At 44.7% G+C, this 24,838-nt stretch carries 23 protein-coding genes and 1 pseudogene; 5 read left to right on the forward strand and 19 right to left on the reverse strand.

Annotated features, from left to right (window positions below; all coding sequences use genetic code 11):
• Positions 1 to 21: 21 nt before the first annotated feature.
• The 3 genes and pseudogenes from AC2TF5_RS18600 to AC2TF5_RS18610 all read left to right on the forward strand — a co-directional run.
• Positions 22 to 636, forward strand: a complete 615-nt coding sequence (locus tag AC2TF5_RS18600; protein WP_491298657.1) for a superoxide dismutase — start codon at positions 22 to 24, stop codon at positions 634 to 636.
• 60 nt (positions 637 to 696) lie between these two features.
• Positions 697 to 936: a ferredoxin family protein gene (locus tag AC2TF5_RS18605; protein ID WP_491298658.1), complete on the forward strand. Its 240-nt coding sequence runs from the start codon at positions 697 to 699 to the stop codon at positions 934 to 936.
• A gap of 27 nt (positions 937 to 963) precedes the next feature.
• Positions 964 to 1,066: pseudogene (locus AC2TF5_RS18610) on the forward strand (transposase); the annotation flags it as partial.
• Between the two features lie 115 nt (positions 1,067 to 1,181).
• Here AC2TF5_RS18610 and AC2TF5_RS18615 read toward each other — a convergent pair.
• The 9 genes from AC2TF5_RS18615 to AC2TF5_RS18655 all read right to left on the reverse strand — a co-directional run bounded on the left by AC2TF5_RS18615 (position 1,182) and on the right by AC2TF5_RS18655 (position 7,729).
• Complete coding sequence (locus tag AC2TF5_RS18615; RefSeq protein WP_491298659.1) at positions 1,182 to 1,838, reverse strand: DJ-1/PfpI family protein; 657 nt, start codon at positions 1,836 to 1,838, stop codon at positions 1,182 to 1,184.
• A gap of 457 nt (positions 1,839 to 2,295) precedes the next feature.
• A complete protein-coding gene (locus AC2TF5_RS18620; protein WP_491298660.1) occupies positions 2,296 to 2,598 on the reverse strand; it encodes a hypothetical protein in 303 nt (100 codons plus the stop codon).
• Between the two features lie 191 nt (positions 2,599 to 2,789).
• On the reverse strand, positions 2,790 to 3,389 hold the full coding sequence (locus tag AC2TF5_RS18625) for a hypothetical protein (RefSeq protein WP_491298661.1): 600 nt from the start codon (positions 3,387 to 3,389) through the stop codon (positions 2,790 to 2,792).
• A gap of 95 nt (positions 3,390 to 3,484) precedes the next feature.
• A complete protein-coding gene (locus tag AC2TF5_RS18630; RefSeq protein WP_491298662.1) occupies positions 3,485 to 3,964 on the reverse strand; it encodes a DinB family protein in 480 nt (159 codons plus the stop codon).
• Between the two features lie 110 nt (positions 3,965 to 4,074).
• Positions 4,075 to 4,557 carry a DUF6933 domain-containing protein gene (locus tag AC2TF5_RS18635; protein WP_491298664.1) on the reverse strand — a complete coding sequence of 161 codons (483 nt, stop codon included), beginning with the start codon at positions 4,555 to 4,557 and terminating at the stop codon, positions 4,075 to 4,077.
• On the reverse strand, positions 4,551 to 5,063 hold the full coding sequence (locus AC2TF5_RS18640; protein WP_491298665.1) for a GNAT family N-acetyltransferase: 513 nt from the start codon (positions 5,061 to 5,063) through the stop codon (positions 4,551 to 4,553). The genes AC2TF5_RS18635 and AC2TF5_RS18640 overlap by 7 nt, the downstream gene beginning before the upstream one ends.
• A 352-nt stretch (positions 5,064 to 5,415) precedes the next feature.
• A complete protein-coding gene (locus AC2TF5_RS18645) occupies positions 5,416 to 5,697 on the reverse strand; it encodes a VOC family protein (protein ID WP_491298666.1) in 282 nt (93 codons plus the stop codon).
• Positions 5,698 to 6,109: 412 nt separating this feature from the next.
• A complete protein-coding gene (locus AC2TF5_RS18650; RefSeq protein ID WP_491298667.1) occupies positions 6,110 to 6,379 on the reverse strand; it encodes a GNAT family N-acetyltransferase in 270 nt (89 codons plus the stop codon).
• 441 nt (positions 6,380 to 6,820) lie between these two features.
• Positions 6,821 to 7,729: a CHAP domain-containing protein gene (locus AC2TF5_RS18655; protein WP_491298668.1), complete on the reverse strand. Its 909-nt coding sequence runs from the start codon at positions 7,727 to 7,729 to the stop codon at positions 6,821 to 6,823.
• A gap of 417 nt (positions 7,730 to 8,146) precedes the next feature.
• Between AC2TF5_RS18655 and AC2TF5_RS18660 the strand changes: the two genes are divergently transcribed.
• Positions 8,147 to 8,626, forward strand: a complete 480-nt coding sequence (locus AC2TF5_RS18660; RefSeq protein WP_491298669.1) for a GNAT family N-acetyltransferase — start codon at positions 8,147 to 8,149, stop codon at positions 8,624 to 8,626.
• 187 nt (positions 8,627 to 8,813) lie between these two features.
• Here AC2TF5_RS18660 and AC2TF5_RS18665 read toward each other — a convergent pair whose 3' ends face one another.
• The 9 genes from AC2TF5_RS18665 to AC2TF5_RS18705 all read right to left on the reverse strand — a co-directional run bounded on the left by AC2TF5_RS18665 (position 8,814) and on the right by AC2TF5_RS18705 (position 20,612).
• The gene (locus AC2TF5_RS18665) at positions 8,814 to 9,746 is read right to left on the reverse strand and encodes a hypothetical protein (RefSeq protein WP_491298670.1); all 933 of its coding nucleotides are present in this window, start codon (positions 9,744 to 9,746) and stop codon (positions 8,814 to 8,816) included.
• A gap of 359 nt (positions 9,747 to 10,105) precedes the next feature.
• Complete coding sequence (locus AC2TF5_RS18670; RefSeq protein ID WP_491298671.1) at positions 10,106 to 11,167, reverse strand: zinc-dependent alcohol dehydrogenase family protein; 1,062 nt, start codon at positions 11,165 to 11,167, stop codon at positions 10,106 to 10,108.
• A 35-nt stretch (positions 11,168 to 11,202) separates the two neighbouring features.
• On the reverse strand, positions 11,203 to 13,770 hold the full coding sequence (locus tag AC2TF5_RS18675) for a beta-mannosidase (RefSeq protein ID WP_491298672.1): 2,568 nt from the start codon (positions 13,768 to 13,770) through the stop codon (positions 11,203 to 11,205).
• Between the two features lie 73 nt (positions 13,771 to 13,843).
• Positions 13,844 to 14,905, reverse strand: coding sequence for a BtaManbiosPhlase (locus AC2TF5_RS18680; RefSeq protein ID WP_491298673.1), 1,062 nt, complete (start codon positions 14,903 to 14,905; stop codon positions 13,844 to 13,846).
• A gap of 35 nt (positions 14,906 to 14,940) precedes the next feature.
• Positions 14,941 to 15,888 (reverse strand): MTP-1 family protein, encoded by a 948-nt coding sequence (locus AC2TF5_RS18685; RefSeq protein ID WP_491298674.1) that lies wholly within the window; start codon positions 15,886 to 15,888, stop codon positions 14,941 to 14,943.
• Positions 15,889 to 15,903: 15 nt separating this feature from the next.
• Positions 15,904 to 17,547 carry an alpha-glucosidase gene (locus AC2TF5_RS18690; protein WP_491298675.1) on the reverse strand — a complete coding sequence of 548 codons (1,644 nt, stop codon included), beginning with the start codon at positions 17,545 to 17,547 and terminating at the stop codon, positions 15,904 to 15,906.
• 44 nt (positions 17,548 to 17,591) lie between these two features.
• Entirely contained in the window at positions 17,592 to 18,431 is an 840-nt protein-coding gene (locus AC2TF5_RS18695) for a carbohydrate ABC transporter permease (protein ID WP_491298676.1), read from the reverse strand.
• The gene (locus AC2TF5_RS18700) at positions 18,418 to 19,296 is read right to left on the reverse strand and encodes a carbohydrate ABC transporter permease (RefSeq protein ID WP_491302935.1); all 879 of its coding nucleotides are present in this window, start codon (positions 19,294 to 19,296) and stop codon (positions 18,418 to 18,420) included. Before AC2TF5_RS18700 ends, AC2TF5_RS18695 begins: the two co-directional genes overlap by 14 nt.
• A complete protein-coding gene (locus AC2TF5_RS18705) occupies positions 19,296 to 20,612 on the reverse strand; it encodes an ABC transporter substrate-binding protein (RefSeq protein WP_491298677.1) in 1,317 nt (438 codons plus the stop codon). Before AC2TF5_RS18705 ends, AC2TF5_RS18700 begins: the two co-directional genes overlap by 1 nt.
• A gap of 487 nt (positions 20,613 to 21,099) precedes the next feature.
• Between AC2TF5_RS18705 and AC2TF5_RS18710 the strand changes: the two genes are divergently transcribed.
• Positions 21,100 to 22,119: a LacI family DNA-binding transcriptional regulator gene (locus AC2TF5_RS18710; protein ID WP_491298679.1), complete on the forward strand. Its 1,020-nt coding sequence runs from the start codon at positions 21,100 to 21,102 to the stop codon at positions 22,117 to 22,119.
• Positions 22,120 to 22,236: 117 nt separating this feature from the next.
• Here AC2TF5_RS18710 and secA2 read toward each other — a convergent pair whose 3' ends face one another.
• Positions 22,237 to 24,528, reverse strand: a complete 2,292-nt coding sequence (gene secA2 / locus AC2TF5_RS18715) for an accessory Sec system translocase SecA2 (RefSeq protein ID WP_491298681.1) — start codon at positions 24,526 to 24,528, stop codon at positions 22,237 to 22,239.
• Positions 24,529 to 24,838: the final 310 nt, after the last annotated feature.

Consider the following 24,838-nt stretch of genomic DNA (forward strand, 5'->3'; position numbering starts at 1 on the left):
TGTGAAGGAGGAATTTTGAATATGGCACACCAATTACCGACATTGTCTTACCCTGCAAACGCGCTTGAACCGTACATTGATGAGCAAACGATACTCATTCATCACAGCCGCCACCACTACACCTACATAACAAACTTAAATACGGCGCTGAACAAATACCCTGAGCTTCAAAGCAAGAACGTTGATGATCTTATTCAAAGACTGGAGCTCGTTCCCGAGGACATTCGTACTGCTGTTCGTAATAACGGAGGCGGACATGCCAACCATTCATTGTTCTGGAAAACGATCAGACCTGATGGGGGCGGGCAGCCTGGCGGCGTGCTGGCCGAAGCGATCCATCAACAATTAGGCGGCTTCGAAGCATTCAAGGTGGAGTTTGCGAAAGCGGCTGCGGTACGTTTCGGATCCGGCTGGGCTTGGCTCAGCTTGGACAAACGGGGGAAACTCAAAATCTCTAGTTTGCCGAACCAGGACAGTCCTTTAATGGGCGGACTTACGCCATTATTGGGATTAGACGTATGGGAGCACGCTTATTACCTCAAATATCAAAACAAACGAGTTGATTACATTGAGGCATTCTGGAACATCGTTAACTGGAGAGAAGTAGAACGGCTTTACGAAGCGGCAAAAAAATAATGGAGCAAGCTGCTTGAAGCAAGGCACCATTCTAATCATAACGGAAGAAGGTTGTATCCTATGTCATTTGTAATTACCGCTGACTGTATCGATGAAAAAGCTGGTGAATGCCTGGATGTATGTCCGGTAGATTGTATTGAAGAAGGTCATGATCAATATTACATCAATCCCCGTTTCTGTATCGATTGTGGCGCGTGTGAGGTGGCATGCCCCGTAGGCGCGATTGCCTGGGAAGATGAACTGAGAGAAGACGAAAAAATATACCTCGAGAAAGCAATTCAGTTTTTCAATGATCATTAATGCACATATAACCCTCCTGGAGTTTCGTTGAACGACAATCGGGGATTTCGGCGCTTCGTGCTTCGTGGTTTAGCAAAAGTAGGCCTGAAGGTCAGGTGGCTTTTCCCTTGCCCATAATCTGTCGAAGTAAGTAAGCATAGATCAAAAAGTAAAAATGGTAGCTTCGGGTTGACCCCTAAAGCTACCATTTCTACTCTTGTAAGCCTAAAAATTTGCTAGATCCGCGCTCATCAAGTCAAAGTGATTTACATATTGGGCTCCCGCTTTGAAAACTCTTGAAGCATCCCTCTTATCGGTTCAACCAATGACGCCGGCGCTTTCTTTGTTGAACCCGTATCAAACGGAGGCTGAGGATCGTATTCCAAAATCAACTGGACTCCTTTGCCCATATCTTCCCCTAATTCCCATGCTACTAATTGAAGTGCCATGTCGATACCAGAGGAGACACCAGCTGCTGTTACGATTTTGCCATGGCGGACCACTCTCTCATCTGTTGGAACGGCTCCAAGAGACTGGAGCAGGTCGAAAGATCCCCAATGACTAGTTGCCGGGGCTCCATTCAACAAACCTGCGGCGCTCAAAATCAGAGAGCCAGTACAAACCGACGTAGTCCATTTCGTGGTCTTATGTATTTGGCGAATCCAATTCAACGTTTCTTCGTCATTCATTGGATTTTTATAATTTGGAGGACTGCAACCAGGAACGACAAGAATATCAGCTGAAGTAACTTCAGAAAAACTGTAATCAGCATGCAAATATCCCATTTTTGAGTCCAGTTTAATTAACCCTTTTTTCTTGGCAACAAACTTCACTTTACATTTCTGTGTAACAGCAAATACTTCATAGGGACCAATTGCATCTAATGATGTGATTCCATCGTAAAGCATGATTGCGATTTCCATGTCAACTCTCCCTTAAATATGATGATTAATTCATATGCATTATACCATACCCATGTAGGGTATATTCATGTCGATGTTGTGAACACATTTGTCCCTAGCTCCTCTTTCTTGAAATCCCTCGATTGGAGCATGGTCGGCGCCAGCCACAAAGGCAGACATACTTATCAAAATGATGCCGACCAATACTTCTGCAGACCAAGCTCCAGAAGCAGAGTAGTATGAATACGTTGTTATACGATAAACCAAAACCGTCTTGATTGATTTCAAAGACTACAAAAACTGATGATTCAGATACGGGTCCAATATTCATTTCAGCAAATATTCCGATAAACGTTTGCTCCCCTTCTCAGAAATGTCTCAGCGGACCGATGCCGAATGCCCGATGCGTGAATACGATGTTAGGCAAAGCCATTGCTTTCTATCATCGTAAAATCCTTCCATAGTTCCGTTATCTCACTTAATCTCCATCAAATAATGCTTTTACTATTCTTCTGTCTCTCAATTTAATTATTAGTTCATTTATTCTGGCATGATATATTGAATCGATATTGCACATGTACTGTTCGAAATCGTCTGCAAGGGCTTTCACTTCAATTTCATTGTATTTTGCAGTTTCATAGTAGTCCTTTAGCTTTCTTAATTGAATATAGCTATTCCAGATCTTATGATTTTGAAAAATTGCTTCATGGAAGGCGTCTTCTATAGGAAAGTAATATTGTCTTTGATTATTCACATCCGATAAATATCCATCAAGGGCCATATATTTGCCTCCCTTCATTGTATCTATGAACCGGATAGGCTTAAAGTAGCGTAGTGACTAGGTCCAGCAGGACCTAGCCTGTCAGGTTTGTCCGGCTGATTCCGCTTCCTTGCTTCTTCACTTCGGTCCGGACCAAGGCGTCAGCCCGAAGCGTGAATACAGTGCTATGCAATGCACCCGACTTCCCTCGATTATGCTTTCCAAACTATCCTTGCGTTGGTTATCTCGTACTCACGTTCTTGTTCTACACTCGATTTATCAAAGATGCTCTTAGACCCAGGTAGAGCATCATGAATATCCTTAATAAACTTGTATTCTTTGTTATCTAATTTATTTGTAAAGTAAATCTCGTAATCTCGAACCATTCCATTAATTATTGCAATTTGATAAGTAGTAAACGGATTGGTTATCCCACCACCATTTGTAATTTCATCTTCAATCTCAATTAAAGAATTTAATTGCCTTAAAAACATATCTTCATTGTGGCCTGTGTAATCAAATAGTAAATATTCACCGGTCACTATTTCATTTCCCGTCATAGGAATATCTCTCTTCCTGCAATAAAAAACATTTTCATCAAGGTTTAAAGGGTTTCTTAGATGAAGATTATCTGCACCGATTATATCTAGATATTCAAGAATGTAATTTATCGTTTCTCGAACTTCTTCAGATGAATATACCTCGTTTTTCAAAAATGTTTCTTTAGCAATTAGCTCTGCTAGTTTAGATATTTTTGTTTTCATGTTTTCTGAATCCTTTCTAGGTGTTTCGCATAACGTTGTTTCATTCACGAACCCTCACTGCCTTAAGGGAACGACAGCGTCCGGTCGCAGCCTTAGATAGCCCTTATCTTTACAGTGTGATCCAAACGTATTGCGGGACCTAATTAATTACGTCCTGCTTCTCTGCTCAGTTGTTTCTTTAGAGCCTGAATCGCGCCTATATGCAGTCCTTCATGAAAAATGGTTCTGATGAGTACCTGCTCAATTGTGTGCATCCCCATTTCTGTCGGAGCAAACTCCTCTTCCATACGATCCTGATACATCTCCTGAATGATGCGCGGCTGCTGTTGCAAAATCGGAATGAGCTGGGAAAATGTTGGTGTTTCATCAATAAACCGGGAAGGGCTGGTACCATAACCAAACCATTCAATAAATGTTGTAGGGATAGGCATTTCTTCTTTTGTAAGTGCCCGGATCCATAAGTATTGATCTACACAAATATGACCCAGACTCCATCGGACATTATTATTGAATCCTTTAGGTATAATCTCGGCCTCCACCTCAGATACCCCTGCAACCATTGCCATTAGCTCGTCCCGGTAAGTATTCAACTGCCCAAACAAAACTTCATGCCTTCTTTCCATACAGACACCTCTCTTTTTAGTTTGTTAGTTTCCTTCTCTGACTTGATTGTAAAAATCTTTGTTTTCGGTTCGAATAATAATTATCATGATCCTCCCTGGGATACAAACAATTAACAATATTTTTCTTCTAATGCTTTCTTGAATACATTAATTGGTTCTTCATAATCAATTGGTTTAAAGATCATCGTGTTTAGCCAGGCACTAAGATCAAACGTGTGATTAAACTCCATATCTGTACAATACAAGGACATTTCATTCAGGGTTCCCAAAACACTCTTATTATTTGTTTTACCAATACTAATTTCTCCTGCTTCAAAGAAATATTGATCGATTTTGCTTCTTACTACTCCCTCTAACAATAAATATTCTTTGAGTTCTGCCTTAAATTTCTCTTGTAATTTACCTAGTTGTGAACTCCTTATCCCATCGATGATTAAACATAATCGACTTGAATCATTTACAAATAATATATGTTTTCTTCTTAGCTGTAATATATTCACATGCCAACTAAACAGCGGATCAACCTCTCCTAATTCAACTGGAGTTGCATTCATATCTTTTAAAAGTTTCTGAGTAAATCTAAGTGCTAGCATAGTATTTGCTCCTCTGTATTATTCGTACTAAATTCTTGAATATATTTCCTTACATCATCTCTAAATCTCTCTATATAATTATCCTTTGTAAAATCCCTTATTACATTTCTCCAAAACGATATTGCAGGAGTGTTATTCTCCAATTGTACTACTTTCCACTTTGCTTTAAACAAATTAAATGCCTTGATTGCAGCCGCCTTACCTATTCTTTGTCCCCTATATTTTCGAAGTATCATAAAGTCATAGATTACATGTGTCGGATCGGGGTCAGTGTCCATATTCTCAAAAAGTACGACCAAAAACCCAACCTTAATTCCACTATTCTCAATAAAATAAGGATTCCACCGACGGTCACCCTCCCAATAATAATCAATGGTTATTTCATATTTTCCAAATTCGTCGAGATCCTCGTCTGTAAATTGACTAAAGTCATAGTTATAGAATTGATATAGGTTATATAATACATCATTTTCTTCTTTTCTTATTGGAACAAGGTTAATATCCATATGAACTCCAATCCAATCTTTTATATTGTATGCTTCTGACGCTTTCGCCTAACGTTCTTGTATTCACGACCCCTCACTGTCTTATGGCAGTTTAGCTGCCTGGTTCGACGGACTTAGCCAGTGCAGGGTTGTTCGGCTGAAACTGCTTCCCTACTATTGAATCATCTCCATCGAATCAACTTCTTCCAACTTCAGCCGGACCAAGGCGCAATAACGACGCAGCGTGAATACCGTGTTAGGCAAATCCACTCTGAGTTACCCACACGCTCTTAGATTTTTTGGAATATTAAATTTGCGATGTTATTAGTAATGTCATGGTGTTAGGCCCTCTTCGAAAACACTAAAAACAGTATTAATTCTCCGTTATACAGGAACAAATCATCAAAATGTTCCCATCAGGGTCCTTGAAAGAAAAATCAGATAGATCTGGGTATCTTGCAATTTCTGTTACAACCTCTGCTCCTATGCTCTTAACAAATTCGTAAGCTTCATCTATATCTTCAGTGCTTAGATTAAATAATGGTTGATTTGATGGAATAATTTTATATTCTTCATCAAAACAATGATTATCTAAAGTTAGTCCAGGTCTATTCTTGCCCATAGGAAATGTATGAATCGGACCAGGACTTTTCATGTTTATTATTTCCTCCCTAATTTTCTTATAAATGAATGCATTGTGCTAATTTCATCTAACGTTCTTGTATCTACGAATCCGAAAGGCTTAAAGGAGCAGCGACTGGGTGGCTTCGCCACTTAGCCTTGCAGGATTGTCTGCTGAATCTACTCCTTCGATAATCTTCGGCAGACCAAGGAGCGTTAGTGATGCAGCGTATATATATTGTTATCTATTGTATTGGATTGATTTCCGATAACGTTTCGAGTATTCATGAACTTGCGTTAGCAAGTTGTCAGTGAGTTAGTTACATAATGAATACGTTTCTCCTGACCCAGGCGCAGCCGGCAGCATGAATACTGTGTTATCCGATGGACACGTACTCTGTGATAAACTTTCAGTATTATGCTCGTGACATTATTAATCTCTTTCATTACAACTTCTTTTTCAAAAAATATTGTTTTATTCCATCTGGGTATTCATCATTAACTCCAAATATCTCATAACCCATATTCTTATAAAATTCCGGAGATTGATAGGTAAAAGTGCAAGTATGGGCAAATGTACATCCGAGTTCTTTCCCCAATCTTTCTGCTTCAGTCAACATAACTTTTCCATATCCTTTATGTCTATATTCATCAGCTATCCAAAAAACATCAAGATACAATCCGTATAACCAAGTTTCACAAAACAAACCGCCCATTGCTTTTCCCGATTCATCTTTTAAATATAAATTTATATCCTTCCCAGGTTTTTTTAATAATTCATTGGTTGCGCGAACATTATACTGATATAAATTATTACAACTCTCTTCATAATCAGTGTCATTCGATTCTAGTGTGATCTAGATATTTTCAAAAATGATATCAGACATATTATTCTCCCTCTTAAACATAAGTATTTTTATTAATATTTTCCTTCCGTATTTTTCCGATAATGTTTTTGTATCTACGAACCCTCACGCTTAAGGTCCGATAGGAACGGCCGCGATGCGGTTAGTCGGTGCAAGGTTGTCTGCCCGCAGCGTAGATACATAGTTATAGAATGCCAGCGCTTTCTTCGAAATACCTACATTATTAGTTAGCCATACTTCCCCGTTAGTTCAAATCCTTACGAACAAAGCACAATCCATTGTCAATCATCCTTAAATTATTGGATTGTAATCGTCGCTAAAATGAAATTGGTAGTCATTATCGATACGGATATAGCCCAATATGCAATGCCACCTATCCCTATAGAAAACGCTGGAGTAATTCTGATTATCTCTATTACCCTCTGCAACTAATATTTCTTTGTCATCGCATGCCAAAACAATACCTATATGGTCGTGTGAGACATCGGTTAGCAATTTTTCATAGATCACGATATCACCGCGTTGAGGAGTAAACCCCATCTGCCCATCAAAACAAAGAAATCCGGTTTCAGGTAACTGTGCCCAATCTAACCAAGCCCCTACCCCAGCCAGTCGATACATACCATTCGGGTCTCGAATCGGTAGTTGAAATCCAGCTTGCATGCAGCAGTGATACACGAAAGCAGCGCACCAATTGCTCTGTAATACTTTATAGTTACCTTGATCAGGCCAATAGTTACAGATTTCTCGATATCGTTCATCTCCCGGCACTCCAATGATGTTCTCTCTCCCGAGTGCTTCCGCAATATCAGCCAACTTGCTGCGTCTGTCCGTGTTCTGGAGAATCCCTCTCTTGTCACTGTCATGCATCTCGTCCGAAAAATCTTCTGGAATCGCCAATTCACGAAACACATTCCGAAGTCTACTGACATCCTGCTGGGATAAAATACGGCTCGAATTCTGAAAGTACAGCTGCATCACATATGCATCCTTGACGATTTCTTCATATGGACCATGGACCCTACTTCTGTCCCCTCGATGAAAGATTGCCTTTAGGATTGTGATCTGCTCTTCTTTAGTAAAAATATTCATATCTCTTAATAGAGGTCTTACGGTCTCGGCACTATTGGGACCAGGAAACTCACGGATTCCGGTTTTATAGTAATAATAATCGTGAAGTAATCCTATGATTGCTGCCAATTCCTGATTTTGTCCTCTTTTCTTTGCAAGCATTGAGGAAAATGTTAGACACCTCGTTCAGATGAACATACGCTTCCTGTCTCTGGAGTACGCTAACCATTGACACGATCATTTCTTGAACAAGTACACGAACACTGTCAAGTCGCTTATTTGCTTTTGTTCCCATTTGTTCACTCATTGTTTAAATCTTCACCTCCTCACTTCTACAATTTTTATTAAGGCCGTACGGCCCGATGCGTGAATACAAGTGCTAGATGAAGTTTTAGACCCTCAGTCCTACCTTAAAATCTCTTAATTATCATCCCAATATTTATCTGTCTGGTTAATATTTATGTAATGAATTAAGTTGTAAAATCGTTATCTGATGTATAATTGAAGTGATAGGATTTGATAAAAAAACAAGAACTGAGGTATTTAATGAAACAAACCTTCTCAATCAATTCGATTCTTGATAACCCCCAATACAAAGAGCAACTAAAAATGTACGTAGAAAAACATTGGCCACCTGTAAAAAATGTATTTAATTCCATACTTGAAACTTGCCTTGAGAAAAAAGATGAGTTGCCACAATGTTTTTTTATGCTTGAAGATAACCGTATTATTGGCTTCTATCAGTTACTTGAGAAGGAACTAATTGAACGGACCGATTCATCTCCTTGGATATCCTGCGTATTTATTGATGAAAGTAAAAGGGGTAATCGCTTAAGTGAGCAATTACTCCTGCATGGAAGAATTATAGCTGGACAATTAGGCTTTGATAAAGTGTACCTTACTACTGACCATATACAGTTCTACGAAAAATTTGGTTTTAAGGAGATAGGAATAGATAAATTCACATGGGGTAGACCTACAAAAATATATGAACATCAAACGATAAAATTTAATCCTTTCAAATAACTTGGGAAACCAAAGTTGTTTTTTTGCTTTGGGTTTAAAATATGATCTCTCAAAGATTTCATATAACGTTCATGTATTCACGACGCCTGGCGAATGCCAGGTGTGTCCGGCTGCCTCTGCTTCCCCGAAATCCCTCTGCCGGACCGAGGGCGCATGCCCGATGCTTGAATATTATGTTATCAGAAGTCTAACTTATTAATAAATCAGAAATGTCTATAACCCTGAAATTAGTTTCATCGTCAATTCCATCAACAGAGAGACAGATATAGGCGTTGTCAAATTTAAATTCCTGATTTTGAAATTCTCGTTTAGATTCTTGAATTTCTTCTTTTAATTCAAAAATGAAACGATCAAAAAACTCAGGAATCATCAAGGTTAGATCCAAGCCATACTTTATTACCATTATTTGCAGTACAATTCTATTATTATCTACACCATTAAAACTGTTATTAGATTTAACCAAATTTTTCAATATTTTTTCTTTAATAGAACTCAACTCCCAGGTACTATTCCAAATATCCAAGAAGTTCGTTCCTTCATTATCAGATGATGTAGGGAAAGATTGAAGTATCCTACCTTCTTTTGAAAATCTTTTCAATTCATCCGTAAGAGGTTCAAATTTCAGTTCTATTTTTTTCTTGTTTTTCTTTTCATAAACAAACTTATTATTAATCAAATCTAAATCTTCATTATGAAGAAATTCCAAAAGTTTATATCCTAATTCTATAGCCTCGGTATCACTAACTATAGCCATTGGCATGTGGACGATAAAATTATTCGAGATATACTCATAAACTTTATCATCTATATAAGCTATCGCCTGCTCAAACATTCCGTTTATTGTATACATACCATGCATTAAAGCAATGTCTTCTTTTTCTTGTTTTTTTCTTTTTGAAAAGGCGTGGTGGAGTCGTTTCACCTCAATTGTCAGTATTTTATCTATGCTTTTAAATTGAAGATCAGCAGTGAGTTCTTTACCTTCTTTATCAGGACAACTATAATGCTCGTAATTTACTTTTTCTTCATTCTGAATCCAGTCAAGAAAGCGTGTAACTTCTGGGAACTCACACTCATCTGTTTTGCATTGTTCACAATATTTCAGTTCTAAAAAATTCATTTTTCTACTCCCTTGCTTAGATTTCCGATAACGTCTTATCTACGAACTTCGTGAATACCCCCATATTACGCGTATTACCGCACTTCGTAAATACGGCCTCTCACAAAGGGATTTGCGAATCACTCACCAAGAAAATCACTTATGAACTTTATAAAAACGCCCACATATGGATATATTCCTCAAGAGATTTATAATTCGAGGCATTTTTCATGTCCGACTTATACGTTACCTCTTTGACTCTAACCATATGAATTGCCTAGGCTGCCTTAAAATGAGGAATAAAAAAAACTATCCCACAATCATCTTTAATGACTGTAGGATAGCCCTCTTCGTTGTTGCGGACAACTTGCTTTGCCCAGCTATTTATGCACAACAACCGCTTTGGTTACATTAAGCTGCGGATACGTAGCCATAACATCCGGCAGGTCGTTCAAGCGGAAGCAGTGGCTGATGAGCGGCTCGATACGCACGATGCCTTGCGCGATGAGCGCAATCGCCTCCTCGTGCGTGTACGGATTGATGAACGAGCCCATGATACGCAGCTCTTTGCTGAAAATCTCGTACGGCGAGAAGCTTGCGCTCGCATCCGGCGAGGCGACGCCAAAGAGCAGCACTTGGCCTCCCTTGCGTGCCGCTGTGACAGCCAGCTCGACCGATTCGGGCCGGCCGACGCATTCGATGACAACGTCAGCGGAGTTACGTAGCCCGGCCGCCTCTGCGGTGTCAAATGGCGACACAACGGCATGCGCGCCAAGCGCCAGCAGCGCCTCACGCTTATGCGAATTCGGCTCACTTACCGTAATGCGGGTGACACCCGCCGCCTTGACGAGCTGCAGGAATAACTGGCCGATGAAGCCACCACCTGCGATCAGTACGTGCTGGTTCGGACGCAGATCCAGCTTCTTGTAGCCGTGCAGCACGCAGCCAAGCGGCTCGACCATGGCCCCCTCCATCATGCTAACGTGATCCGGCAACTTGTAGCAGTTGGCCGCCGGTACAACGCACAGCTCGCCCATACCGCCGTCCCGCGTCACGCCAACGGCCTGCAGCCGGTCGCATAGATGAGCGCGCCCACCGCGGCAATATTCGCATGACCCGCAATACATATTAGGGTCGACTGATACCCGGTCACCCGGCTGCAGAGCCGTGACCGTTTCCCCCACAGCCTCAACGATACCCGCCAACTCATGGCCGAGCACAATCGGAGGCTCTACCTCTGCCGATCCTGGATGGCCGTGATAAATATGCAGGTCTGTGCCGCAAATACCGCAGCAGGCGACACGCACCATAACCTCGTCTTTACCAAGCGTTCTTTCCGCCCAATCCATCACTTCCATGTTCAATGTACCGCGAAGAACTGCTGCCTTCATGCTCTCATTCCTTTTCTCCGAAATATTGATGTTCGGCTCAAGAGCCTTCAAACTGACCACTCCAAGCCTCAACCTGTTATTATTGATCACCCGCGCGCGCTGTTCTCGATCGCATTCAAGGCGGACACTCGCAACGTCTCCCACGGGATCGGCTTGCCATCAGATTGCGTTACCCGAATTTCCTTCGTCTGTCCCGGGAGAAGATCGAAGAAATTATCGCTCAGCACGAGCCACTCCTCATCAAGCTCCAGCTTGACCATACGAGCCACTCGATCTGTCGTCAGCCGGATAACAGCGACCTCCTCGTCAACTTCCACCCGAAGCTGCGCAGAATCGAAGCGCATATCCTTGTAATCTCGCAAGTAGATGAAGTTATCCTCCGCTGCGCCACTTCCCGAGCTCACAACACATACAACGTCCGATGCATCTACTCCGCACGTAAGCTCCGCTTCGGACAACTCAGCAATCTTTACCTTATCATTGCCCGGTACGGACAGATCGAATTCACGCTTAGACAACACCGTGCCATCCATCTGATACACAGTCAACAACACCGTATCGTCATAGTTTTGAATGCGGTCATTCAGCGCCCACAACACGAATTCCTCACCAGCATCATGATCCACCGTCAACAACACGGGTGCAAAAAATTTACGCGAATAATGGTACGCCGCCTTTGGCAATCCGTAGTAATCGATAACCGACCAACTCGTTCCCGGCCAGCAGTCGTTCAATTGCCAGAACAGCGCGCCGCTCGTATCCGGCTTATTGCGGCGGTAATGCTCGATGCCGTATTTAAGCCCTTCAGCCTGCGTCAGCATGGAATAATTCATATACTCTTCTATATTGGTGGGCGCGCCTGTATATCCTTCCATGAGCAAAATACCCTTCGGATGGTGGATGTCCTTGTTGCGGTACATCATCTCTTCGCTGCCCCAATAAAATTGACTCTCTGGAATGTTGCGCTGCAACGTGTAGCGGTTAGACGACGCATGCATGCCGAATTCGCTCGCGAACTTCGTTGTATCGCCCTTAAACTTCTTGAAGGACAAGCCTTCTACGCTGTAGTCCTGTAGTTGCGGCTCACCGAACACCCGCGGCTCGATATTGCCGTGCCATACCTGCCAATTGTGGGTGTCGCCCTCCTCACGCGAGTTGTGGTCGTTGCCCCCGTACGGCGAACTCGGCCAGTACAGACGCGTCGGGTCAAGCGTGTCGAGTAGAGCCGGCATCAGCTCGTGGTAAATCTTCTCCCCATAGAAAGGATGAGTAATTTCCCCGCTCGCATGCAATGCCTCGTACAGCCAGTCGTTCTCGTTGTTACCGCACCAAAGAGCGAGGCATGTCCGGCTGCGCAGCCGCTTGACGACTTGCTCGATTTCGTGGCGCACGTTATTCATAAAGTTGCGGTTGTAGTCCGGATAGAGCGCACAGGCAAACATAAAATCCTGCCAGACAAGCAAACCTAACCGGTCGCATTCGTCGTAGAATATGTCCCGCTCGTAGATACCACCGCCCCAGACGCGCAACATATTCATGTTCGCATCCTTTGACATCTGGATCAGATGACTGTAACGGGCGTCCGGCACAGCCGCAATAAAACTGTCGATCGGAATCCAGTTAGCCCCCTTTGCGAACAGCTTCACACCGTTCAACACAAATGTGAAGGCATGACGTCCCTCTTCATCGCGTCGCATCAGCTCAAGTGTGCGAATACCGAACCGCTCTTCGTGCAGATCAACCGCCTCACCGTCGCTCAATAGCGTCACCTTTAACTGATACAAATACGGGTCTCCCAAATCATGCGTCCACCAAAGCGATGGATTCGGTACCCGCAATGTAACATCGCCAGACAACCCGTTTGCACAGATGGCTCCGTCCTGCACAAGTCCCGTACTGCGTTCAAGTGAGAAAGACTCTGCTGCAACTTGATTCCCCGTTGCATCCATCAATTCTACGGAAGCCGAGCAGACCTTGCCCCGTTCAAACGCCCGAACGTCAACCGTTACGTCCACGGTCGCTTCCCTATCCGTTACCTCGACCGTGCGCGCGAATACGCTCTCCACATAGGCATGACGACGCTTAACGAGATGTACGTCCTTCCAAATTCCCGCGCAGACGAGCCGCGGACCCCAATCCCAGCCATAATGGCTCTGCGCCTTGCGCGTCCAGATCCGTTTCTTGCTGAACCCGGACCAATAATACTGCATCTTGTCCTTGGCATGCAGATGCACCGGATCGATTTTAACTGCCAATACATTTTTGCCCTTCTTCAGTTCACGCGTCGCCTCGAACGAATGAGCGATGAACATGTTGTCCGTAGAGCCTAGTTCCACTCCATTCAAATATACAGTAGCAAACGTATCGAGCCCTTCGAAGATCAGCTCCATTCGCTCACCAGCATCCATTTCACCATCCCAGGCAAATACAGTGCGGTACCACCATACTTTCTCCTCGACCCATCGGCACTGTTGATCATTGTGCCCGTAGAACGGATCTGCAATGATGCCCCGTTCGATCAGCGTTGTATGCACGTCGCCCGGTACCTTTGTTGTCATCCAAAAATAGTCGATATACTCGGGTGAAGCTACCTCCAAATCGCGCGCTTCGCCAACGTTGAAATCACGCAGCTTCCAATTTTCGCTTAGTATCATTTCCATCTCCTATCCAGAAAACGCCAAAACCCTCCGGTTTTGGCGTTTTCTCTTCCACTCTATTTCTATAAGATTACAAGTAAGTTAAGCTGTCCAAAATTTCCTTCACGCTAAGCTCAGCGCAAGCCATTGACGTATCGGCCACACCATAATACATTTTCACCGTATCGCCTTCAACGACAGCACCGCAAGAGAAGACAACGTCGCCAAAGAAGCCCTTCTTCTCGTAGTCCGCTTCCGGTTCCATAACAGGTTGTCCAGAACGAGCGATGACCTTACTCGGGTCGTTCAAGTCCAGCAAAACGGCGCCCATACAATAACGGTGCTCCTTCGTTGCACCATGGTAGAGCTCGAGCCATCCCTTTTCCGTCTTAAACGGTACGGCGCCACCGCCCATGCGGCCGCCATCCCACATACCCGGACGCAGTCCGAGCAAATGCTTGTGGTTACCCCAATAAAGCAGGTTATCCGACTCGGCAATCCAGATTTCCGGGTTACCAATGCTCTTTGTTGTCGGACGGTGCAGTGCATAATATTTTCCATTGATTTTCTCCGGGAAGATGAGTACATCTTTGTTGTCCGGGCCGAAAATCATGCCGTGATGCGTCACATTCACGAAGTCCTTTGTCGATACCATTGATTCGCCGACGCCAACTGGAGACACGGCGGAGAAATAGATGTAGTAAGTGTCGCCGATTTGTGTCACGCGGGGATCTTCGATCCCGAACGTTTCCAGCGAAGTGGACGGATAAACGAACGGCTCGTTGTCGATTGTAAAGTTGTGCCCGTCCTTGCTCCGCGCGATGCGGATATACGAGATTGAAGTCAAATATTCGAACGTTGCACTTTGCGCCTTGTTGCGAATGACGCGCGGATCGGAGAAATCGTAGCGATCGTCGTCTGTACGCAGCTCGATCAGGTCGAGCTTCTTTGTTTCTGAATTAAACACCGGTGCTTTAACGATGTTTGGGTCGTTGCTTATCGGACGTTCCGCCACACGCAGCAGCAAGAGTGTCTCCCCATTATAAGTCGCAACGCCCGCGTTGAACGCGCCGATAACTTCAAAGTCGTCGCGATGCGGCTTAACGTCAGCTGGCGTAATAAGCGGATTTTCTTCATAGCGGTAAATGTTCATTGATGTTAACTCCTTAAGCAAAATGGTAACCCTAATTAAGCCTGTTCAAACTTCACAAACGGATCAGAAATGGTCAATCGATGCGCTTCCGCATCGCTAATGCCGGCGTACAGTGTCGCTGTACCGTCTCCATTACGTACAAGGCCGCCGCTGAATACGACGTCCTCGAGGTCACTGCGCTTTGCAGCTCCCGGAAGAAACTTGTTCCGGACAGCGATCAGCTCGATGTCGGAAAATTGGCCCGTTGCCGGGTCGAGAGCGAATACCATCGGATAATAGTGGCGGTCACCTTGCGCATCAAAGCTGGCGATGTGGCCAAGTACACCGAGGTACCCATTCTTCAGCAGGTGCGCCTCGTTAGCGCCGCCCCACTCTTCATCGGTAAATTGTCCGTCAAGCAGCGGCGTATCGTTGATAAGATCAATAGATAAGTCCTCCAAGCGGTTTACACGGGCAAAGCCGATCTTGCCACGGCCGCCCTTGTCTCCCTGTGGTCGGGTAAATACACCAATACTACCATCCTGCAGTTCAACGAGCCGTAGATCTTTCATGCCGTCCGGTCCTGTGAAGAACGGTTGAAGCGAAGCGATGTTCTTGCCTTTATAAAATACGGTACGCCACATAAGCGCATTTTCCATCGTCGGGTGTGGATAAATCTGCACACCGCCGAGTACCAGCTCGCCGCCAATGTGCGTTTGGAACGGATCCTGCAGCGTAAACATTGGCGCCCCTTCACGTGGCACCCATTTTCCTTCTAGCTCGACGAAGAAATGGACCTCGGAATGCTCGCTGTCACGCGATTCTACGCGTCCGGCAATAACTTGCTCCCCTTCGTCTTCAAATGGAGCCGTAATATTGTAAACATCTTTATCGCCAACTCCGGTAAACACCAATTTCTCAGCATTCTGTGCTAGAGGTGCATGCGTGTTATATTCCTGCAGTAATGTTTCACATGTTTTTACACTGCCTTTATTCAATTCCATGTGAGTATGTCTCCTTCACTCGTTAATTCCGCTTATCCATATGGCCGCTTCGTACGGCCCAAGAATAAACGATTCGATATCTGCAGCCGAATCCCGGCTTGACGACAAGGCGAAGTTTGGCTTACCTGCCAGCAGCTCTTCAGACGAAAGCGCAAACGGCTTATTTCCGAAGTTGATTGCTACCAAAGCTTCCTCGCCAGCCGTCCGCTTGACGTACAACAAGACATCGTCCCGGCGTTCCAACCGCGCATAATCACCGTCGTGAAGCGCCGGGTGCTGGCGGCGAAGTGCAATAAGCTTGCGATAGAACGCGTATAGCGAATCCGCCGATTGTCTCCCCGACTGTACGTTCAATACGCGGTGGTTTGACCCCATACCGATCCAAGGCGGAACCGATGAGAAGCCACCGTAGACATCATCATCCCACTGCATCGGTGTCCGCGATTTGTCCCGGCATTTTGCATTGGCCGCGTGCAACGCCTCGTCGGCTGTCTTCCCACTCTCCAGTGCCATTTGAAAAGCGGTCCGCCCTTGGATGTCGCGCATATCTTCAATTCGTTCTGCCGTGAAATCACGCATCCCGATTTCGTCACCATAATAGAGAAATGGTACGCCCTTCGCCGTAAGCATTAACGTGGCGATCAACTTTGCCCGCTTCTCTTCCAGCTCCGAATCCCCGTCGCCGAACCGGGAAATGTGACGCGGCATGTCATGGCTGCTAAAGAACAGCGTAGGAACTTGATCCGGTGAGTGAATATCTTCCATCTTGCGCAGCTCTTCATAGAGACGAGCAAGCGACAACGTCTCTTGGCTACCCAGATTGAAGTTGAACACGACGTCAAGCAGTCCGTTGCCGCTGTAGCGACGTAGCACGTCCATATCCTCCGAACCGACTTCACCAACCATGAACGTTCCTTCCCGCTCATGCACATAGGCACAGATATCCGCGATCGCGTCCAAAATGCCATCCTGGTCCTTGTCGTATACATGCTCCTGCTCGCCCTTGTCTGCGTCGTACGGATTGTCCGTAAATGACCCGGAAACTTTCAGGAAGTTGATCACATCGAGCCGGAAGCCGTCGATGCCCTTGTCGAGCCAGAAGCCCATAACGTCCTTCATCGCCGTTCGCACCTCAGGATGCGCCCAGTTCAGATCGACCTGCTCTTTTGCAAAGGCATGATAGTAATACTGCCCGCTCGCTTTGTCATATTCCCACGCTGACCCACCAAAGAATGATTCCCAGTTGTTCGGTGGACCACCGTCCACCGGGTCCTTCCAGATGTACCAGTCGCGCTTCGGATTCGTGAGAGACGAACGGGACTCACGGAACCAATCATGCTCGGCGGACGTATGGTTCAGTACAAGGTCGACGATGACCTTAATTCCCCGAGTGTGCGCCTCGTGAATGAACCTATCGAAATCTTCCATCGTGCCATAATCAGGATCGATGGCGGTATAATCAGCGATATCATAACCGTTATCCACCTTTGGCGAACGGTAGAATGGCGTCAACCACAGACCGTCCACGCCTAACTCCTGCAATTCATCGAGCTTTGACGTGATTCCGGCGAAGTCGCCGATGCCGTCCGCATTGCCGTCGCAAAAGCTCGGCATGTAAATTTCATAGAAAACGGCTGATTTCCACCATGGCTTTTCCATTTTCTCCACTCCCCATGCTTAACCCAGTAACTTGCAAGTGCAAGTTACTTAAGACTGAACTGCATGCCCTCTTTAAACTTCTTACCGAAGATGAGGAACATGATAATAATCGGCAGCGTCAAGAGTACCGAAGCCGCATACAGCGGGCCTGGATAGCCACCATAAGGACCAAACATCTGCGACAGGAGCACGTTCAGCGTCAGCATATTGTCACTCCGTACAACGATCATATCCCACAGGAGTTCTGTCCAACGTTCCATGAGCAGGAACAGGAAGATAACGGCCGTAATGGAACGCGACATTGGCAGCATGATGCGATACAAAATCTTGAGGTCGGACGCCCCGTCCAGCTTCGCCGCCTCGATGAATACCGTTGGAATCGCCTTGAAGAAGTTCGTGTACATAAAAATGGCCCACAAGCTGACCGCTTTCGGAATGATCAACGCCCAATACGTGTCGTACAGCCCGACCTTCTGAATAACGAGGAAGTTCGGGATGAGCAAGATGATCGCCGGGAAGAACATGTGGAACAACACAAAGTTGTTTATTGTATCCCGTCCTTTGAAATTAAGCTTCGACAACGCATACGCGACCATTACACCGAAGAGCATCATAAGCGCCGTCGAAGCAACAGAAACGATAACGCTGTTGAAGAATGAATTTAGCCACGGCCTTGCAATGCCAACTTCCCCGCCCGTAAAGAGCCATTCGTACGATTTCAGGGAAAAAGTGGACGGCACGAGCTGGCGGTCGACCTGCGACCAATCGGCAAACGAGTTCAACACCATATATAAGTACGGGTATACCATGACCAGAAGCAGGAGCGTGGCAATGATATAACGGACTGTTAAACGGTACTTGTTGTTTTGTTTAGACCCAACCATTTCGCTTACCCCACATTTCTAGCAGTTTTTTGATGACAAAAATGGAAATGAACGTCACGACAGATGCCATTATGGCGATTGCTGATGCATAACCTGCCTGCAAGTTTTTGAATGCTTGGTTGTAAATCTCCATCTGCCATGTGTTTGTGGCGAAGTTCGGTCCACCGCCCGTCAGCTGGTATACCTCCGTAAAGATGCCGAAAGTAACGCCGAATGACAAAATAAGTGTCGTATACATCGCCGGATACAGCAATGGAAGCGTGACCCTCCAAAAGCGCTGACGATCCGTTACTCCGTCAATCGCCGCGGCCTCATATACTTCCTTGTCAATGCTCTCAAGACCGGAAGTCAGAATGAGCGCATAGTATCCGGTAAATTTCCAAGCGATGATAAGCGCCACGATGAACAACGCCGACATCGGAGAGCCAAGCCAGTTGATGTCGAGCCCAAGTTTATCGCGCAGGAAGACGTTCACCGGACTGTTAAAGGACAAAAAACCCTTTGCAATCAGCGACGCCACGACGCCTGAAGATAGGTACGGCAGAAAGAAGCCAATCAAGTACAGGCTGCGGAACTTTGGCAGTCCCTGTACCAGCACCGCCACCCCGAGCGACATAATGGTTACAAGCGGCACGAAGACGAGCATGAACTTGTATGTGACCCAGAAGGATGATTGCACGCCTGGTGAAGCTAGTGCTTTGGCGAAGTTTTTCAACCCTACGATATCAAATGTCGGTGAAATCAAATCCCAGTTCGTAAACGAGAGAAAAAACGACCAAATCAGCGGCCCCAAAAAGAAAATAAGTGAAAAAACAAGGTAGGGGCTGGCAAAAAGCCAGCCTAACCTATTGTTGCTTTTATTAATCATTGTTGAAGTTCCCCTTCAATCGCCTTCTTCATATTCTCCCATCCAGTCTTCGGATCGATCTCGCCTCGAACCACTTTATTGAACGCCTCTTGTCCAATCAGCGTTTGCAGTTCGTTGTAACGGGCGTTGTCGATAGCCGGGATACCTTGTGGAACCGACTTCGCATACGGCTCAAGCTCAGGTGATTTCTCCATAATTGTTTTGAATTCAGGCAACTCTGCCAAATCATCGCGTGCCGGAGGCAAGTTCGTCGTTTCGAACCATTTCGCATCGTTCTTCGCATCAGAGAATACCCACTTCAGGAACTCGGCAGCCGCTTCCTGCTCTTCCTTCGGAGTGCTAGCAAACATAACGAGACCTTTAGAGTCGGAGAACGTCTTCGCATCGGCCTGGTTCATTCCGTCCGGAACCGGAGGCAGAGAAAGAGTGAAGTTTTCGTTGTACTTCATTTCCGGGAATTTCTCTTTCCAATAGTTAAATGTCCATGGACCAAGATCCGTGAAGATCCCGGTACCTGACTCAAATGGATCTGTTACGTTTTTCGACAAAAGCGCTTTTTCTTTACGCAGGTTGTCAACGAACTCCAACACTTGAATACCAGCAGCATCGTCAGCTACGAAACTGTTGCCTTCAATGAATTTATTGCCATCGGAAGCAGCGTTGTACAACATAAAGAAGTCGAACCAGCGCTTCCAAGCCGTAGGATCTTCAAGATCCGCGCCTTTAGCCCATACATATTTGTCAGGGTATTTCTCTTTCAGCTTTTTCGCTACATCCAGCACTTCGCTATACGTTTTTGGCGGCTCGTTGTAGCCAAGCTCCTTCAAAATGTCAAGACGCCAGCCGAACAGCATCGGGTTGGAATAAATCGGAATTACATATTGGTTATCGTCGGAAAATTTCCAAGGTTCAATCGTGTCCTTCATATTACGGCCGGATACGATTTCTTCATATTGCGGCAGTGTATTGAGTGGTACAAGCGCCTTGCTGTTCGCAAGCTGAGCCGCGAAGCCACGGTTGATGTTCTCCGAAATGGTCGGTGCGCTTCCGCCGGCAATCGCCGCCTGAATGCTCGCCTCTGAGCTTGGCGATTCTTTGATCGCGCTGACGTTTACTTTAACCTTTGGATTGACTTGCTCGTAAGCCTTAGCCATTTCCATCCAAAACGCCTGCTGCGGAGGATTCGGTGCAGCCCAGAACTCGATGGTCGTAACTCCATCTGCGGCTTTGTTAGGCGCTCCTGACTTGCCGCAAGCGGCCAAGACGGAAACGATCATCGTTAATGCAAGCAAGATTGACAGTTTCTTCTTCATTAAACAAACCTCCTGAGAATGACTTCAGTGTAACTAACCCCATTACAATAATATAATTGTAACGTTACAAAATAAATTACAAACTAACTGAAAGCGTTTGTAATCACATTATTATTCATTTTTATAAGTTTGTCAATGCTATTTCGGCATTTTTCGACATGAAATTAAATGTACTACAAATCATTTACTTTCATCGTTTACTTTACTATTTATTTTTGTAACGTTACAATTTAATTAATATTGATGTTTTGTAATCTCGGGATATATGGCATAATTTATATTAGTACGTGATTTACAGACAACGAAGCTTTTTAGTACACGAAGTATCATGATTAAGAGGGGATTTTTTGAATAACTTCTACTAGTATGAGAAATTTCCATAGCTTTTTATGCACACTAACAATATGTAAACTTTTTTGAGACGTCGTTCTTTTTTGAGACATCGTTTCTTAGGACCATCGTTATAGAGAGGAAGGGTTCATCCCTTATGAAATCGAAAGTTACAATGCAAGATATCGCCGACCGGCTGAACATTTCCAAAAATTCTGTGTCACAGGCCCTGTCTGGCAAGGATGGAGTCAGTGAAGAAACTCGCCAGCTTATCGTCGATATAGCGGATCAGATGGGCTACGTATACCCCGCTGCACGTAAGAAACGGCGGATGGAGACTTCCGGCAACATCGCCCTGATTGCTTCTGATTTTGCGTTTGCCCGGAAGAGTTTTTTCGGGGAAATTTATTTGAGTGTGGAACAGGAGACAAGGCAGCGCGGCAAACATCTGCTTATCCAATCGATCGACAAAGATTCGGAGCACTCCTTGATACTGCCTCCTTTCCTGGAAAGTCAGGACGTGGACGGCATACTCATTCTATCTCATCTGAGTACCTCCTATACGAACGCAGTTATCGACACAGACATCCCGACCGTCCTGATAGACCATCATCATCCGGCCATTCAGGCGGACTGTATATTGACGAACAACCGATTCAGCGCTTATGAGGCTACTCATCATCTCATCGAACTCGGCCACCGGAATATAGGCTTTATGGGTAACATCGAATTCTCGCCCAGCTATTATGAGCGTATGGAAGGATTCCGGCTTGCACTGTACGATTACGGTATCGAAGTCAACCCGGACTGGATCATAACAGATGCCATCGAGCAATCGGAATATATCATGAAGAAAATGACAACTGTCAGCACTCTGCCTACCGCTTGGTTTTGCGTAAACGACGGCCTTGGGTTTCTCGTCAACTCCACGCTACACCAGCTCGGCTATAAGGTGCCAGATGACGTGTCCGTTTGCAGCTTCGACAACGGGCAACTGTCTCGGTTGTCAACGCCACCAACAACAACGATGGATGTTGATTTGAAACTGTTTGGACATAAGGCGGTGGAGCAGCTGTTCTGGCGTATGGATCACAAGCATGAGCCATACATGGAACTATTGCTGCCAACGAAGCTTATCACACGGGAATCGACCGCGGCGCCACGACCAGCAAAATAGTAACACACATAAAGCGAAGCCATTCCATTTACCATGGGATGGCTTCTTTACTATATCAACTGTGGTAAGCAAAAAATCCGGTGAAGCCGTCGAACGCACGCCATCACCGGATTCCAATTAGAACAAATTAACCCTGTTCTGAAAAAAACTATCGTTTATGATATATGTCCATGTTGCTGAAGGGATTCTCATCTCATTCAAATTAAGATTAATCATTTTTTTAGTTAAATCCATCTTTAAAAAGATGTTTAGTACCTCTGTTTCAATGTTTTTGTTCAGCTCTTCATAGGCTTGAATTATAAGCCGATTGTACTCATCCAAAGGGTTTTTATTGCTCAAGCTTTCCAGATGTATGCCTTCTTTTACATAGGATGCATACTCCAGATAGTCAGACCAACATTTATCGATTTGAACCAGCAGGACATACTTTTCTTTTTCATCAACTTCTGTCTGTCCGAATGTGTGACACAATTTTCGATACAGTTCTGGTTCTTTTGATGCCAATATACTAGGCTTTACAATATCGAAAAGTACATCCGTCCGTCTTTTATTTAATATTCTTCGTTGTTGCTCGAGAAGATCTGCGTATTTGTTTAGCGTCTTTTTAATGTCATAATTTTGACCTTCTATGATAAGCTGAATATGATTGATGACATTTTGAATTTTTGAACCTTTAAGAGGAGTTTCCTGCCTCAGACTATAGTACTCTTTAGGAAGCGCCTCTTTCAGTCCAAACTTTAGCAAAATATCGTCTTCCAAACTTATGATAAACCTCGATGATCCTGGATCTCCTTGTCGGCCAGCTCGTCCTCTCAATTGCTTATCAACACGGCTGCTTTCATGAAGATTTGTGCCGATGACATACAGTCCCCCAAGAGCCACCACTTTTTTGTACTCTTCAGGATCTCCCCCGCCAAGAATGATATCCACTCCCCGGCCAGCCATATTGGTTGAAACGGTGACTGCATTCAGCACTCCTGCCCCGGATATGATTTCAGCCTCTTGCTGATCATGTTGCGCATTCAGTACATGGCATGGAATCCCCTTGCTCACCAGATCAGTCGAGAGTTGATTGGATTCCTCAACGCTGGAGGTACCCACTAAAATCGGGCGGCCCGTCTCATGAACAGCAACGATCTCACTAATGATTGCTTTCCTCTTTGCCTCTTTATCTGAAAATATTAAATGTGGGAAATCGATTCTCTGACATGGTTTGTTGGGAGGTATTATAACAACATCCAAAGCATAGATGTCTCTAAACTCATCTGCAGATGATTGGGCGGTTGCCGTCATACCACATATTTTTTGATATAAGCTTAAAAAGTGCTGCAAAGTCATCGAACCCAAAATTTTCCCGCCAGCTTGAACTTTGAGCCCTTCCTTTACTTCCACTGCCGCCTGCAAACCATCGGGCCAGTGCCTTTTATCCGCTATCCTTCCGGTAAACTCATCAATGAGCTGTACGGCTCCATCTCGTACGATATAATGAACACCTTTCTTCAGCAAGACCTCAGCATGAAGCCCACAATTGAGTTCGGATAGCTTGTCGGAGTTTTCGATGTCATATAAATTGCCGCAATGAAGCAACGACTCAACCTTCTCAGCTCCAGCTTCTGTTAAGTATACATTTCGCTCATTCTCGTCCGTATCGTAATCAATAACTGGCAGGAGCTGCTTAACAATGCTGGGCATCCTGCTGAAGCCAACTCTAACATCGTCTGTTTTTCCTGCAATAACAAGCGGTATCCTTGCCTCATCAATTAAAATCGAATCAGCTTCGTCCACCAGTACAAAATGAAGAGATCGTTGTACCCTTTTGTTTGCATCGTATACCAACGAGTCTTTCATATAATCAAAACAAGCCTGCTTGGCTGTCAAATAAGTAATATCGGCAGCATAAGCTGACTTTCGCTCCTGCATGTTAGAACCTTCTGTTATGCACCCCACGGTAAGGCCCAAAAATTGATAAACCGGCCCCATCCAGTTAGCATCCCTGCTTGCCAAATAATCATTAAACGTAAAGATATGAGATCCTTTTCCCTGTAGCGCATTTAAATAAGCCGGAAGAACAGCAGAAAGCGTCTTTCCCTCACCAGTGTGCATCTCCACCATATTCGCATCATGAAGGGCTAAACCAGCTACTAATTGTATTTCGTACAATCGAATTCGCAGCGAGCGCCATACCGCTTCACCCACCAAAGCTGCCCCCTCGGTAAGCAAATTCTTTAGCGGAACGCCCGTTTGAGATTTATGCTTGAGTTCCTGAGCAAACTCTTTGATTTTCGAGTCGCTCCAATCGTTCATTTGAAAACTTTTAATACTCTTTAATATTTCATAATATGGCTTGAGCCGATGCCGGTAGAGTGCCATATTCATTTTATTGTAAATATTGTGCTTAACCGATTTCATTTGAACCTCCTTTATGTGAACCGACCGATGAGAGACATTCAATGAGCAAGGCAGAATGAATCCGGTTCCTTAAAGGTTTGAAATCGAGCGAGTATCCTTTCAGTTTCAACACATATTATCGCAAAATATTGGACAATGTGATTTGAAATAAAGAGTTTTTGGGGTATAGCAATTAAGTTATGTCTCTTAATATAAATCTGGGTCTTGTCATAAAAAACCAAATCATACAACGGCACTCGCTTACCATCGGTCATTAAGACTACCATGAATTTAAAAATAAAATACAAAGTAAATAACCAGCTTGTATATT

The sequence above is a fragment of the Paenibacillus sp. JNUCC 34 genome, from assembly GCF_058269055.1.